Origin of the sequence: Flavimaricola marinus (assembly GCF_900184895.1) — a bacterium.
GTDB classification, from domain to species: Bacteria; Pseudomonadota; Alphaproteobacteria; order Rhodobacterales; family Rhodobacteraceae; genus Flavimaricola; species Flavimaricola marinus.
The window spans coordinates 296902-309522 of the sequence record NZ_FXZK01000002.1 but is presented as its reverse complement, the minus strand read 5'-3'; the positions used below and the strand labels follow the sequence as shown (position 1 = coordinate 309522).

The window sequence follows — 12621 nt, the reverse complement described above, 5'->3', positions numbered from 1 at the left end:
AATCGCCCGCATAAAGGAGGCCGTGATGTCCCTGTTGCCGTTTCGCAAGCGCGCCGAAAAGCCCGCCTATCGCTCTGCCTCCGTCGAGGCGTTTCTGGACGGCTTCTCGATCGAGGTGATGCCGCGGACGGCCGAAAAGGTCGAGGATTTCACGGCGCTCCTACCCAAGGGAACGCGGGTCTATATCGCCCATATCGACGGGACGCCGATCGAGGATATGGTCGCCACCGCCAAACGGCTGGCCGATGACGGCTTTCCGGTGATGCCGCACTTTCCGGCCCGGATCATCAAGGATGCGGCGACGCTGGGGGACTGGATCGCCCGCTATCAGGGCGAAGCCGGTGTCGATCAGGCGCTGCTGCTGGCCGGTGGCGTGGCCGAACCACAGGGTGACTTCCACTGCTCGATGCAGTTGATGGAGACCGGGCTCTTCGACAAGGCGGGCTTCAAGCGGTTGCATGTCGCGGGGCATCCCGAGGGCAACAAGGACATCGACCCCGACGGCTCCGACCGGGCGGTGATGGACGCGCTGCGCTGGAAGCAGAAGTTTTCCGAAACGACCGACGCGCAGATGGCGCTGGCCACGCAGTTCTGCTTCGAGGCGGCACCGGTCATCGCCTGGGTCGACCGGCTTCAGGCCGAGGGGATCACGCTGCCCGTCCATATCGGCATCGCGGGCCCCGCCAAATTGCAGACGCTGATCAAGTTCGCCATCGCCTGCGGGGTCGGGCCTTCGTTGCGGGTCCTGCAAAAGCGGGCTATGGACGTGACCAAGTTGTTGCTCCCCTACGAGCCGACCGACATTCTGCACGATCTGGCCGCCCACAAAGCCGCCAACCCCGATTTCGGGATCGAGCAGGTCCATTTTTTCCCGCTCGGCGGGATCAAGACAAACGCGACCTGGACCGCCGAACACGGCGGCGCCTCCGGCACCCCGGCCGCCATCCAAGGATAAGATATGACCCGCACTGTCGTTGAATCGAAAACGAAAACCGCCATCATTGGCTTCGACCAGCCGTTCTGCGTGATCGGCGAGCGGATCAATCCCACCGGGCGCAAGAAGCTCGCGGCAGAGCTCGAGCAGGGCGATTTCTCCACCGTCGAGGCCGATGCCATAGCACAGGTCGCCGCCGGTGCCACGGTGCTCGACATCAACTCCGGCGCGGTCTTCACCAACAAGATGGCCGAAGACCCGCGCTATGCCGACAACAACTTCGTCGAGCCGCCGCTGATGAAGGAACTCATCGCGCGGGTGCAGGCCATCGTCGACGTGCCGCTCTGCATCGACAGCTCGGTCCCCGGCGCGCTCGAATCCGGGCTGGCCGCCTGCGAAGGGCGGCCGCTGCTCAACTCGGTCACCGGCGAGGAAGAGCGGCTCGAGCTCGTCCTGCCGCTGGTCAAGAAATACAACGTGCCCGTCGTGGCGATCTCCAACGACGACACCGGTATTTCCGAGGATCCGGAAGTGCGCTTCGCCGTCGCCAAGAAAATCGTCGAGCGGGCGGCGGATTACGGCATCCCCGCGCATGACATCGTGGTCGACCCGCTGGTCATGCCGATCGGAGCCATGGGCACCGCCGGTCTTCAGGTCTTCACCCTGGTCCGGCGTCTGCGCGAAGAGCTCGGCGTCAACACCACCTGCGGCGCCTCCAACATCTCCTTTGGCCTGCCCAACCGGCACGGGATCAACAACGCCTTCCTGCCGATGGCGATGGCCTCCGGGATGACGTCGGCGATCATGAACCCGGTCGCCGTGGCCGTCACGCCCACGAAAATCGCCGAGAAGAAGGCCGAGCTCGCCGCCAAGGGCATCACCATTCCCGACGACATCGACGACGAAACCTTCGTCGCGCTGATGGGGATGGGCAGCACAAAGCCCCGCGCCGGGTCCGAAATGGCCGCGATCCGCGCCGCCAATTTCCTCACCGACAACGACCCGTCCGGTGCCGAATGGATCCGGTTCAACCGGCCCCCCGTGGCAGAAGGCGAAGGCCGCGCGCGGACCGGTCGCCGGGGCCGCCGCTGACCCTTCTTTGGGTCGAAAATATCCCGGGGGGTGCGCAGCACGGGGGCAGCGCCCCCTCCGCACCCTCTACTCCAAGCGGCGTTAACGGTCTGCGCCCACCGAAACCGACACCGCCGTGCTACCGATGCGAGACCGACGGCCTGCCGCGGGCGATTTCCGCCGTTAAGACTTGCATCACAGGCGTTCCGCGGCATAGATCAGCCATGGCCAAACCACCTGCAAAGAAAAAGAACACCTCCGGACGCGGTCAGCGCGATCTGACCGTCAAGGTCAAGACGGCCCGCGGCCGCAAAATGTCGTCGACGCTCTGGCTGCAACGCCAGCTCAACGACCCCTACGTGCAACGCGCCCAGAATGAGGGGATGCGTGGCAGAGCAGCCTACAAGATCATGGAGTTGGACGACAAATTCCGGTTCCTCGTGCCCGGCGCACGGGTCGTGGATCTCGGCTGCGCCCCGGGGGGCTGGCTGCAAGTGGCCGTGCCCCGGATCAACGCGCTGGGGACGAAGTCCGGCAAAGCCGTAGGTCGGATCATCGGACTGGACCTGCAAGAGGTCGAGCCGGTGCCGGGGGCCGAGATCCACGTGCTGGATTTCATGGAAAGCGACGCGGATCTGCTTGTCAAACAATGGCTTGACGGGCCGGCGGACGTGGTGATGTCCGACATGGCCGCCTCCGCCTCGGGGCACAAGCAAACCGATCACAACCGGATCATGGCGCTCTGCGAGGCCGCGGCGGAATTGGCCTTCGACGTGCTCACTCCGGGCGGGACGTTCGTGGCCAAGGTTCTCGCGGGCGGCGCCGAAGGCGATCTGCAAAAGCGGCTCAAGCAGAACTTCACCAAGGTCGTGAATGTCAAACCGCCGGCGTCACGCTCTGACAGCTCCGAGAAATTTGTTGTGGCGACAGGCTTTAGGGGTGAAAGTTAAAGTCGTCTCCCGACCCCTTGCATTGCGCGTCGCCCACCGTCAATCTGCCTCCCAAACAGCGTCGGGAGGCCCGCTATGACCCATATTCTCGCCATCGATCAAGGCACAACGTCCAGCCGCGCGATCGTCTTTGACAGCGCGATGAAGATCGTCGCCAGCGCGCAGCAGGAGTTCGCCCAGCACTTCCCCCGGTCGGGCTGGGTCGAACATGATGCCGATGAGATCTGGCAAACCGTGGTCGATACCTGCCGCGACGCGATTGCCAAGGCCGATATCTCTGCCGCCGACATCGCCGCGATCGGAATCACCAACCAACGCGAAACCGTCGTGCTCTGGGACCGGTCGACAGGCGAGCCGATCCACAACGCGATCGTCTGGCAGGATCGCCGGACCGCCGAGGTTTGCGCCACGCTGAGGCAGGAGGGCTTTGAGGCGGAAGTGACGGAAAAGACGGGCCTTTTGCTGGATCCCTATTTCTCTTCGACCAAGGTCGCCTGGCTGCTTGACGAGGTCGAGGGCGCGCGGGAGCGGGCCGCCAAAGGTGACATCCTGTTCGGTACCATCGACAGCTTCCTGATCTGGAAGCTGACCGGTGGCGCCGCCCATGTGACCGATGCGACCAACGCGGCGCGGACCATGCTCTACAACATCAAGTCGGGTGCGTGGGACGCGGACATCTGCGCGCGGCTGGACATCCCCATGGAGATGCTGCCCGAGGTCAAGGATTGTGCCGCCGATTTCGGGGAAACGACGCCCGATCTCTTTGGCAGTCCGCTTCCCATCCTCGGGGTCGCCGGGGATCAACAGGCCGCCACCATCGGGCAGGCCTGTTTCGAGCCGGGGATGCTCAAATCCACCTATGGCACGGGCTGTTTCGCCTTGCTCAACACCGGCTCCACCCCGGTCACCTCGCGGAACCGGCTGCTGACGACGATCGCCTACCAATTCGATGGAAAGCCGACCTATGCCCTTGAAGGTTCGATCTTTATCGCCGGTGCCGTGGTGCAGTGGCTGCGCGACGGGCTGGGTGTGATCGACCATGCGTCAGAGACGCAGGCGCTCGCCGAAAAGGCCGATCCCACGCAAGAGCTCTATCTCGTGCCGGCGTTCACCGGGCTGGGGGCTCCGCATTGGGATCCGGATGCGCGTGGGGCGGTCTATGGCCTGACGAGAAGCTCCGGCCCGGCCGAATTCGCGCGGGCGGCCTTGGAAAGCGTGGGGTTCCAGACCGCCGATCTTCTCGAGGCGATGCATTCCGACTGGGACGGCGCGACCAGCGGCGAGGCGGTCTTGCGGGTGGACGGAGGGATGAGCGCCTCGGATTGGGCGATGCAATTCCTCTCCGACATCATCGGCGCCGACGTGGATCGCCCCGCCATTCTGGAGACGACCGCGCTTGGCGCGGCTTGGCTGGCGGGGATGCGCGCGGGTGTCTATCCCGATCAGGCCGGTTTCGCACAAAGCTGGGCGCTCGATCGGCGGTTCTCGCCCAAGATGCCCTCCGAAGACCGGGAACGACGCATCGCTGGATGGAAAGACGCCATCGGGCGCACGCTCAGCCGGTCATAGCCGGTCGCGGCGGCAAGACCCGTTTCGTCTGCGTCCGCCGGATCCAGCCTTCGACCTCGTCCTTGGGCATCGGCCGGGCGACGCCGAATCCCTGAATGTGATCGACGCCCAAGGCATTGAGAATGAGCCGTTCTTCCGGTGTCTCGACGCCTTCGCCAAGGGCGTCGATGCGCAGGGAGTGGGCCAGCCCGATCATCGCCGCGGTGATCTTGCTCAGATCGGTATGCAGGTGGATGTCCTTGATGAAGGAGCGGTCGATCTTGATCCTGTTGACCTTGAAATGCCGCAGGTTGGCGATCGAGGCGTGCCCGGTGCCGAAATCGTCCAGCTCCAGCTTGAAGCCCGCGTTGGAGAGCTGACGGACGGTTTCGATCATCTCGACGCTGCCGGATTCGATCATCGCGCTTTCGAGGATTTCCAGCCCGATGGAATCAATCGACAGGCCGGCGTCCGTCACCATTGCGGCCAGTTCCTTGCCGAGCATCGATTTCGTCAATCGTTGCGCCGAGATGTTGATCGACACCTGCGGCACGACGAGCCCCTGCATGCGCCATTCCTTGAGCGCGGTGACGGCCGCCAAGGTGATCTGTTCGTCGAGTGCTTCCAGCAGCCCGTTCTCACGCGCGGCATCGAGGAAATGGTAGGGGGTCAGCACGCCGCGTTCGGGGTGACACCAGCGAACCAGCGCCTCCAGCCCGACGAGCGCACCTGAACGCCCGTCGACCTGCGGCTGGAAATACGGGACGAACTCGCCACGCTGCAGACCCGCCGAGATCTGCGCCGTCAGGGTTTCGTTGGTTTCATGCCGGGTGCGCAGGTCGGAGGTGTAGAAATGGCATTGCGCCCGGCCGTTGGTCTTGGCCGCATAGAGCGCCAGATCGGCGTTGTGCAGCATCCGGTCCAGACCCATCGGTTCGCCGGGACGGATGTTGACGATCCCGATCGAGATCGAACTGGTCAAGGTCTGCCCGTCGTAGTCGAACGGTTCGCTGATCTTCTCGATGATCTTCCGGGCGCGGAGCGTCACCGTTTCGGGGCTGAGTTCGCCGCAGAAGGCCATGACGAATTCGTCGCCCCCCATGCGGGCGACGAAATCCTTGGCCCGAAGCTGTGACTGCATGATCTGGGCGGCCCGCTGGAGCGTGTAATCGCCCGCCGCGTGTCCGAAGCTGTCGTTGATCTGCTTGAAAAGGTCGAGGTCCAGTCGCATCAGGGTAAGCGCCCGGCCGGTGCCTTGACGCGACCAGCGTTCGTCCGCGAGCTTGTAGAGTGCCCGACGGTTGGGCAGCCCCGTCAGATCGTCCACGAAGGCGAGATTGGTGTCTTCGGTGCGCGCCCCGGTCAACGAAGAGCTCGCCGCCTTTTCGACGGCGCTGACCGCGGCTTCGAGCTCGTCCGAGATGAACCGGAACAGCTCGGCGCGGCTGAGGTCGCGGCCTTCGCGCAGGTTCGCCGTATCGACGTTGAACTGACCGAGTTGCACCAGAAGTTGATCGAAGGGCGCCAGTGCCTCGGGCGACAGCGCATCGGCGATATGCTGGCGGCTTTCCGATCCGACCCGCGGCAGAACCGTCAGCTCGGCGGCGCGCATATCGGCCAGAGTGGCTTCGACCTCGCGCATGATCCGCCGGATCTCGGCCGGGCGACTGCGCGGATTGGGCAGGTTCAAGCCCGCCGCCATCACCACGAGGCCCGCCTGATGCGCCAGACTGCGCAACCGCAACGCATTGGCGGACAAGCGGTGCAGGTCTTCGGTCAGGGATTGCAGATGCAGTTTCTGCGAATCGAGGTCACGCAGCTGCTTCATGGGCGCCTTCTATCATCATGTCCGCGACGCGGCGCAGCACATGCGCCCAAGCCCGTTCCTGTTCCTGCGTCCAATCATCGGCCATGGTCATGGCGATGGTTTCCAGCAGCGTATCGACAACCGCGTCGTAATAGGCCGGGGTGGCCCCATAGGCGACGTGCCGGGCGCCCATCTCGCGCAGGAGCGGGCGCAGGCGATCCAGATCCTCGGCATATTCGACGACCGCGACGATCGAATTCCAGAGCTTCTCGCTTTGCTGGAACATCTCCTCGGGAAACAGCGGCCGGATCACCGGGGCCACCTGAAAGAGCTTGGCATAGAAGGCGTTGGTCGACGGAATCGGCGCTTGCGCCAGCCGTTCGGCCGCGATTCGAATGAGCGTCGGGTCTATCGGATCTTCGGGCGCTGTCGCTGTCATCTTTTGGTGCCTCGGATGCATATGTATCGAAGGACCATAGCCGAGCAGTGCAAACGACTGGTTACCAACCGCATGCAATTTCCGCATATCGAAGGCGCAGGCCCGGACGATCTCGCGCACCGTGTCGGGCGCGGTGTCGGGCGCGGTGGTGGACATGAGGCGGCGCACGGACCATATCCTTAACAGGCTTTGTGCCGCATTCGGGGATGCACCATGATCAATACCGCGCCAGAGACCGCCTGGATCGAACGGTTTGCCGGCCTTTCAAGGCTGTCGAAGGAGACCAAGGAGACGCTGGTCTCGCGCAGCACGATCATCGAGGCGCCGGCGCAGTCGCTGATCTTCGGGCCGGGCAAGTCGCCCGAAAACATGCTCTTCCTGCTCGACGGGACGGTGCGGGTGCAGCAGGTCTCCGACACCGGGCGGGAAATCGTGCTCTACCGGATCCATGCCGGCGAGAGCTGCGTGCTGACGACCGCCTGCCTGCTTGCCTTCGAAGACTATTCCGCCGAAGGGATCGCGGAGACCCCGATCAAGGCCGCCGCCGTGCCGCGTGCGGTGTTCGACGATCTGGTCGCGCAATCGCAATCGTTCCGGAATTTCGTCTTTGCGGCCTTTGCCAAGCGGATCACCGGGCTGTTCCAGATGATCGACGAGGTGGCGTTTCAGCGCATCGACATGCGGCTGGCGCAAAAGCTGGTCGAACTGTCGGACGGGGCCGATACCGTGGCCACGACGCACCAGAAGCTGTCGGTCGAGCTGGGCACGGCACGCGAAGTGATTTCGCGCCAGTTGCAGGAATTCCAGCGCCGGGGCTGGATCAACCAATCGCGCGGCCGGGTGGATATTCTGGAGCCCGAGTCCCTTGTCCGGCTGGCCGAAAGCAGCGCCTGACAGGAATTTTCGTCCTTGGTGACTATGTCACCGTATCTTTTGCCCCTGTCAGGCATACATGGTGGCAACAGTATGAAGGAGAAACTGACATGGCCATCAATGTTGGCACACTTGATCGGGCGATAAGGATCGTCGTGGGCGTGGTTCTGATCGGCGCCCCGTTCCTCAGCGGGCTGGCGGTGTTCGACGCGGGCTGGGCAACGGTCGCCTCGATCATCGTCGGGCTGGTGATGCTGGCCACGGCAACGATGCGGTTCTGTCCGCTCTACACTCTCTTTGGCATTCAAACCTGCAAGGTATCATGATGGAAACCGTATTTACTCCGTGGCAATCCTTGGGCGGGGGCGCACTGATCGGCATCGCTTCGGTCATGCTGATGGGCTTTGCCGGCCGGATCATGGGCGCCACGGGCATTCTGGCCGGGTTCATGCAACCGGCCAGTAAGGAAGACTGGGCGTGGCGTGCCGCCGTTCTGGCTGGCATGGTCAGCGGTCCGCTGGCGGTGATGCTGTTCACCGGGCAGATGCCCGCCGTGGAAGTGCCGGTCACTCCGGTGATGATCGTCGTCGGAGCACTTCTCGTCGGCGTCGGTGTGACGTTCTCGTCGGGCTGCACCTCCGGGCACGGGGTCTGCGGGATGGCGCGCCTCTCGCCGCGCTCCATTGCCGCCACGGCAACCTTTATGCTGGCGACAACGGTCACCGTTTTCGTCCTGCGTCACGTGATCGGAGCCTGAGCCATGAAATTCGTCGTACTCTACCTGATCGGGCTCGTTTTCGGGATCGGGATCTCGATCTCCGGCATGGCCAACCCGGCCAAGGTGATCAACTTCTTCGACTTCGCCGGGACTTGGGATCCAAGCCTCGCCTTCGTGATGGGCGGCGCTCTGGTCGTGACATTCTTTGGCTACAAATACGTGCTCAAGCGGCCCGGTCCGGTGTTCGGCCCCGGTTTCGTGCTGCCGACCCGGCGCGATCTGGACGGACAACTGATCGGTGGTTCGGTGGTCTTCGGGATCGGCTGGGGGATCGCAGGATTCTGCCCCGGCGGCGCATTGCCGGCCCTCGGCACCGGGCAGGGATCGGTCATCCTCTTTGTCGGGGCGATGGTTGTCGGTATCATTGCCGGGCTCTGGCTCAAGAACCTGCCGCTGAGGCGGCTGCAAAGCAACTCATGAACTGAAACGGAGGCACACCATGACTATCCCAGTCAATATGGACCTCGTCCCGGAGGTCTCAGGCTATTTCGATGAGGCCACGAACACGATCAGCTATATCGTCCGCGATCCGTCGAGCAACCACTGCGCCGTCATCGACAGCGTCATGGACATCGACTACGCGGCCGGGCGGCTGACCTATGATCACGCCGACAATCTGATCGCGGAGATCGAATCCAAAGGGCTGACGCTCGACTGGATCATCGAAACCCACGTTCACGCCGATCACCTGAGTGCCGCGCCCTACATCCAGCAAAAGCTGGGCGGCAAGATCGGCGTCGGCTCCAAGATCATGGTGGTGCAGGAGACCTTCGGTAAGATCTTCAACGAAGGGACCGAGTTCCAGCGTGACGGCTCGCAGTTCGACAAGCTGTTCGAGGACGGCGACACCTACATGATCGGCAACATGGAGGCCCGGGCGATCGAAACTCCCGGTCACACGCCGGCCTGCATGGTGCATATCATGGGCAACGCCGCCTTCGTGGGCGACACGCTGTTCATGCCGGACGGAGGCTCGGCCCGTGCCGATTTCCCCGGCGGCGACGCAGGGGTGCTCTATGACAGCATCCAGAAGGTGCTGAGCCTGCCCGACGAGATGCGCCTGTTCATGTGCCACGACTACGGCCCGAACGGCCGCGACATCCAGTGGGAAACCACGGTGGGCGAAGAGAAGAAGCACAACATTCACGTCGGCGAAGGCAAAACCCGCGAGGACTTCATCAAGTTCCGCACCGAGCGCGACGCGACGCTCGCCGTGCCGAAGCTGATCATCCCGTCTCTGCAGGTGAACATGCGGGCAGGCACCGTCCCACGCGACGAAAAGGGCAATCCGGTGCTCAAGGTGCCGATCAACGGGCTCTGACCCTCGAACCTTCCCAAAAGGACCGGCCAAGCGATTGGCCGGTCCTATTTCGTTGAGCGCGACGGGTGCATCGACGGCGGGGACCGCGCTGCTTAGCCTGCCGCGAAGCAAGGCTGCGGCATTGGTTGCTTTATGGTGTCGCGCATTGCCGCCAACACTCGTGGCAACACGGGTCAGGCCAGCACTGGAGCGCATCTTATGATCAGAACAGGGGACGACTACCGCCGGTCCATTCAGGACAATCGCGACGTCTATATGAACGGAGAGCGGGTCAAGGACGTGACCACGCACCCGATGTTCAAGCCTCTGGTCGATATCCGGGCGCGGATCTACGACATGCAGCACGACCCGGCCACCGCCGATGTGATGACCGTCACCCAGGACGGCGAGGTCAACGCCGTGGGTAACGCGCTGCCCTATACCCAAGACGACTGGTGGGCCAAACGACGCGCCACCGATGCCGTGCTCGAGGATGTGGGCGGCGTCGTCACCCGCGTGGGCGACGAAACCGTGGGCGAGATGTGGTCGCTTTATGACGGGACCGATGTCTTGAACGAGGTCGACCCGCAGTTCGCCAAGAACATCGAGACGCATATCGGCAAGGTGCTCAAGGGCGACCCGTTCCACGTCTCGGCCAACACCGATCCCAAGGGCGACCGCTCGCTGGCGCCGCAGGACCAGGACCCGGACATGCTGCTCCATGTGGTCAAGGAAACCGACGCCGGCATCATCGTGCGCGGCGCGAAATACGAGACGGCCGCGGCCTATGCCAATCAGGCCTTCACCAAGCCCACCATCGCCAATTGGGGCAACGCCGAGCTGTCCGACTATGCCGTGGGCTTCATCTGCGATCTCGGCTCTCCGGGGTTGAAGTTCCTCTGCCGGGGCGGCTTTGCGGGCACACGGGGGGATGCACGCGACTACCCGCTCACCAACCGGTTCGACGAGGTCGACACCATCGTCATCTTTGACAACGTGCTGATCCCTTGGGAAAACGTGCTGTTCTACAGGCACACCAAGGCGGCGAGTTTCATCCGGGCGACGCTGCACCGCTATTCGGCCTTTGCCTTCGTCCAGCGGACGCTGAAGCAGGCCGACCAGATGATCGGCACGGCGCTGTTCAACGCCCGGCAGACCGGGCTCGAAAAGCAACCCGCCGTGCAGGAAAAGCTCTCGCAACTGGCGATCTGGCGCGAGGGGATCAACGCGCATCTGACCGCCTCCATCGCGCTGGCCGAACGCTCGCCCGCCGGGCTGATGATGCCCAACCAGTCGCTCATGATGACCGGGCGCTGCCACGCGCTGAACAACCTTCCCGCGATGATGCACATCGCCCGAGAGCTCTGCGGCGGCCAGATTTGCGTCACCCCCAACGTGGCGATGTTCGAAAACCCCGAGACCAAGCCGTGGATGGACAAATACTATACCATCAACGATCGCTGGGTGGCCGAAGACCGGCGCAAGCTGCTCGCCTTCGCCCGCGACCTGCTCAATTCCGACTACGCCGGACATCGGCTGACCTTCCAGCTCTTCGCGCAATCGCCGCCCTTTGCGCAATCGGGCGCGGTCTACCGCAACTTCGACTGGGACGGCCCGCTGAATTTCGTCAAGAACGGCGCCGACCTGTCGGATCGGGTGATGGACGGGATCGCGCCCAAGGACGGCGACAGTGCGGTGCTGAAATACTACGGCGACGCCCTGCGCAAAGCGGCCGAATAGGTGGCCGAGACGCCCACCCTGCGCGACCGCTTTCTGGCCGGGATGAGCTATGCCGCCGCCACCGTCAACGTGGTGACGACGGACGGGCCGGCCGGGCGGGCAGGGGTCACCGTGTCGGCCATGTCCTCGGTCTCTGCCGATACGCCAAAGCCGACGTTGTTGGTCTGCGTGCACCACCTCAGCCCGGCGGCCGATACGATCATCCAGAACGGAGTGTTCTGCGTGAACGTGCTGCGCGACGATCAAAGCTACATCTCCGACACCTTCGCCGGACGGTTCCGCGAGGATGTGGCGGACAAGTTCGACTGCGCCAAGTGGGCGACCATGACCACCGGCGCACCGCGGGTCGTCGATCCGCTCGTGGCCTTCGACTGCCGGATCGTCAGCGCCGAGCGGGTCGGCACGCATCACGTGTTTATCGGAGAGGTGGTCGATCTCTTCGTCGCCCCGCGCGGCTCGGCACTGATCTATGCCAACCGGGCCTACGGGCGGCCAAGCCCGATCGCGCCGGTCGCGTCGCTCAGGGCGGGCCAAGAGGCGCAGGGGACGGCGCTCCGCATCGGGTGCTTTCACACCTTCGGGCCGTTCCTCTTGCCGGCGATGATCGCCTCGCTGGCCAAATCGCGCAGCCTCAGCGTCGATCTGGTCGAGGGCGATCAGCGCCGTCTGCTGGAAAGCCTCAAGGCGGGCGAGGTCGACCTTGCCCTGATGTATGATTTCGACATGGGGGAGGAGATCGACACCGCGCTTCTGCGCGAGCTCTCGCCCTATGTGCTGTTGTCGCCGGATCATCCGCTGGCTGGGCAGGCGGATATCTCGCTGGCAGAGCTGCGGGCGCATCCGATGGTGCTTCTCGAATCGCCGCCCAGTAGCGCCTATTTTCTGTCGCTCTTCGAAGGGACAGAGGGGCCACCGGAGGTGGCCTACAAATCCGCCTCCTTCGAGATGGTGCGCGGGCTGGTCGGGCAGGGGCTGGGCTTTGCACTTCTGGCCACGAGACCGGCCGCCGATGTCAGCTATGACGGGCATCCGCTTCTGACCAAGCCATTGCGCGACAAGGTGCCGCCAAGCCGGATTGTGCTCGCCTCGATTGCCGGCAAAACTCTGCCCAAATCGGCCGAGGCGTTCAGCTTCCTCTGCCGCGAACTCTTTGAACACGAACTGTGATCGGACCCGGAACC

The 12621-nt window shown here is 63.8% G+C and carries 13 protein-coding genes; 11 read left to right on the top strand and 2 right to left on the bottom strand.

The genetic code is table 11. The features are described from left to right. The first annotated feature begins 25 nt into the window (after nucleotides 1-25). From LOM8899_RS08315 to glpK, 4 genes are all read left to right on the top strand, one after another. A complete protein-coding gene (locus tag LOM8899_RS08315; RefSeq protein ID WP_093991876.1) occupies nucleotides 26-955 on the top strand; it encodes a methylenetetrahydrofolate reductase in 930 nt (309 codons plus the stop codon). 3 nt (nucleotides 956-958) lie between these two features. Next, nucleotides 959-2026 carry a methyltetrahydrofolate cobalamin methyltransferase gene (locus LOM8899_RS08310; RefSeq protein WP_093991736.1) on the top strand — a complete coding sequence of 356 codons (1068 nt, stop codon included), beginning with the start codon at nucleotides 959-961 and terminating at the stop codon, nucleotides 2024-2026. 203 nt (nucleotides 2027-2229) lie between these two features. After that, a complete protein-coding gene (locus LOM8899_RS08305) occupies nucleotides 2230-2955 on the top strand; it encodes an RlmE family RNA methyltransferase (RefSeq protein ID WP_093991735.1) in 726 nt (241 codons plus the stop codon). A 75-nt stretch (nucleotides 2956-3030) separates the two neighbouring features. Then, a complete protein-coding gene (gene glpK, locus LOM8899_RS08300) occupies nucleotides 3031-4524 on the top strand; it encodes a glycerol kinase GlpK (protein WP_093991734.1) in 1494 nt (497 codons plus the stop codon). On the opposite strand, the gene LOM8899_RS08295 is transcribed toward glpK, so the two are convergent. Together LOM8899_RS08295 and LOM8899_RS08290 are read right to left on the bottom strand one after the other, a co-directional pair. Next, on the bottom strand, nucleotides 4511-6331 hold the full coding sequence (locus LOM8899_RS08295) for a putative bifunctional diguanylate cyclase/phosphodiesterase (RefSeq protein ID WP_093991733.1): 1821 nt from the start codon (nucleotides 6329-6331) through the stop codon (nucleotides 4511-4513). The genes glpK and LOM8899_RS08295 overlap by 14 nt on opposite strands. Beyond that, nucleotides 6315-6917, bottom strand: coding sequence for a globin domain-containing protein (locus tag LOM8899_RS08290; protein ID WP_133064993.1), 603 nt, complete (start codon nucleotides 6915-6917; stop codon nucleotides 6315-6317). The genes LOM8899_RS08295 and LOM8899_RS08290 overlap by 17 nt, the downstream gene beginning before the upstream one ends. 45 nt (nucleotides 6918-6962) lie before the next feature. Between LOM8899_RS08290 and LOM8899_RS08285 the strand changes: the two genes are divergently transcribed. From LOM8899_RS08285 to LOM8899_RS08255, 7 genes are all read left to right on the top strand, one after another. Next, entirely contained in the window at nucleotides 6963-7643 is a 681-nt protein-coding gene (locus tag LOM8899_RS08285) for a Crp/Fnr family transcriptional regulator (protein WP_093991731.1), read from the top strand. 89 nt (nucleotides 7644-7732) lie between these two features. Beyond that, the gene (locus tag LOM8899_RS08280) at nucleotides 7733-7948 is read left to right on the top strand and encodes a YgaP family membrane protein (protein ID WP_093991730.1); all 216 of its coding nucleotides are present in this window, start codon (nucleotides 7733-7735) and stop codon (nucleotides 7946-7948) included. Continuing rightward, on the top strand, nucleotides 7945-8379 hold the full coding sequence (locus LOM8899_RS08275) for a YeeE/YedE family protein (RefSeq protein ID WP_093991729.1): 435 nt from the start codon (nucleotides 7945-7947) through the stop codon (nucleotides 8377-8379). Before LOM8899_RS08280 ends, LOM8899_RS08275 begins: the two co-directional genes overlap by 4 nt. 3 nt (nucleotides 8380-8382) lie before the next feature. Beyond that, nucleotides 8383-8820 carry a DUF6691 family protein gene (locus tag LOM8899_RS08270; RefSeq protein ID WP_093991728.1) on the top strand — a complete coding sequence of 146 codons (438 nt, stop codon included), beginning with the start codon at nucleotides 8383-8385 and terminating at the stop codon, nucleotides 8818-8820. 19 nt (nucleotides 8821-8839) lie between these two features. Then, complete coding sequence (locus tag LOM8899_RS08265; protein WP_093991727.1) at nucleotides 8840-9721, top strand: MBL fold metallo-hydrolase; 882 nt, start codon at nucleotides 8840-8842, stop codon at nucleotides 9719-9721. Nucleotides 9722-9919: 198 nt separating this feature from the next. Further along, complete coding sequence (locus LOM8899_RS08260) at nucleotides 9920-11440, top strand: 4-hydroxyphenylacetate 3-hydroxylase family protein (protein ID WP_093991875.1); 1521 nt, start codon at nucleotides 9920-9922, stop codon at nucleotides 11438-11440. Continuing rightward, on the top strand, nucleotides 11441-12607 hold the full coding sequence (locus LOM8899_RS08255) for a LysR substrate-binding domain-containing protein (RefSeq protein ID WP_093991726.1): 1167 nt from the start codon (nucleotides 11441-11443) through the stop codon (nucleotides 12605-12607). The last annotated feature ends 14 nt before the right edge of the window (nucleotides 12608-12621 follow it).

Bases quoted from the DNA above. Each gene is read 5' to 3' on its own strand.
- LOM8899_RS08315 (WP_093991876.1), top strand. From the start codon at position 26: ATGTCCCTGTTGCCGTTTCGCAAGCGCGCCGAAAAGCCCGCCTATCGC.
- LOM8899_RS08310 (WP_093991736.1), top strand. From the start codon at position 959: ATGACCCGCACTGTCGTTGAATCGAAAACGAAAACCGCCATCATTGGC.
- LOM8899_RS08305 (WP_093991735.1), top strand. From the start codon at position 2,230: ATGGCCAAACCACCTGCAAAGAAAAAGAACACCTCCGGACGCGGTCAG.
- glpK (WP_093991734.1), top strand. From the start codon at position 3,031: ATGACCCATATTCTCGCCATCGATCAAGGCACAACGTCCAGCCGCGCG.
- LOM8899_RS08295 (WP_093991733.1), bottom strand. From the start codon at position 6,331: ATGAAGCAGCTGCGTGACCTCGATTCGCAGAAACTGCATCTGCAATCC.
- LOM8899_RS08285 (WP_093991731.1), top strand. From the start codon at position 6,963: ATGATCAATACCGCGCCAGAGACCGCCTGGATCGAACGGTTTGCCGGC.
- LOM8899_RS08280 (WP_093991730.1), top strand. From the start codon at position 7,733: ATGGCCATCAATGTTGGCACACTTGATCGGGCGATAAGGATCGTCGTG.
- LOM8899_RS08275 (WP_093991729.1), top strand. From the start codon at position 7,945: ATGATGGAAACCGTATTTACTCCGTGGCAATCCTTGGGCGGGGGCGCA.
- LOM8899_RS08270 (WP_093991728.1), top strand. From the start codon at position 8,383: ATGAAATTCGTCGTACTCTACCTGATCGGGCTCGTTTTCGGGATCGGG.
- LOM8899_RS08265 (WP_093991727.1), top strand. From the start codon at position 8,840: ATGACTATCCCAGTCAATATGGACCTCGTCCCGGAGGTCTCAGGCTAT.
- LOM8899_RS08260 (WP_093991875.1), top strand. From the start codon at position 9,920: ATGATCAGAACAGGGGACGACTACCGCCGGTCCATTCAGGACAATCGC.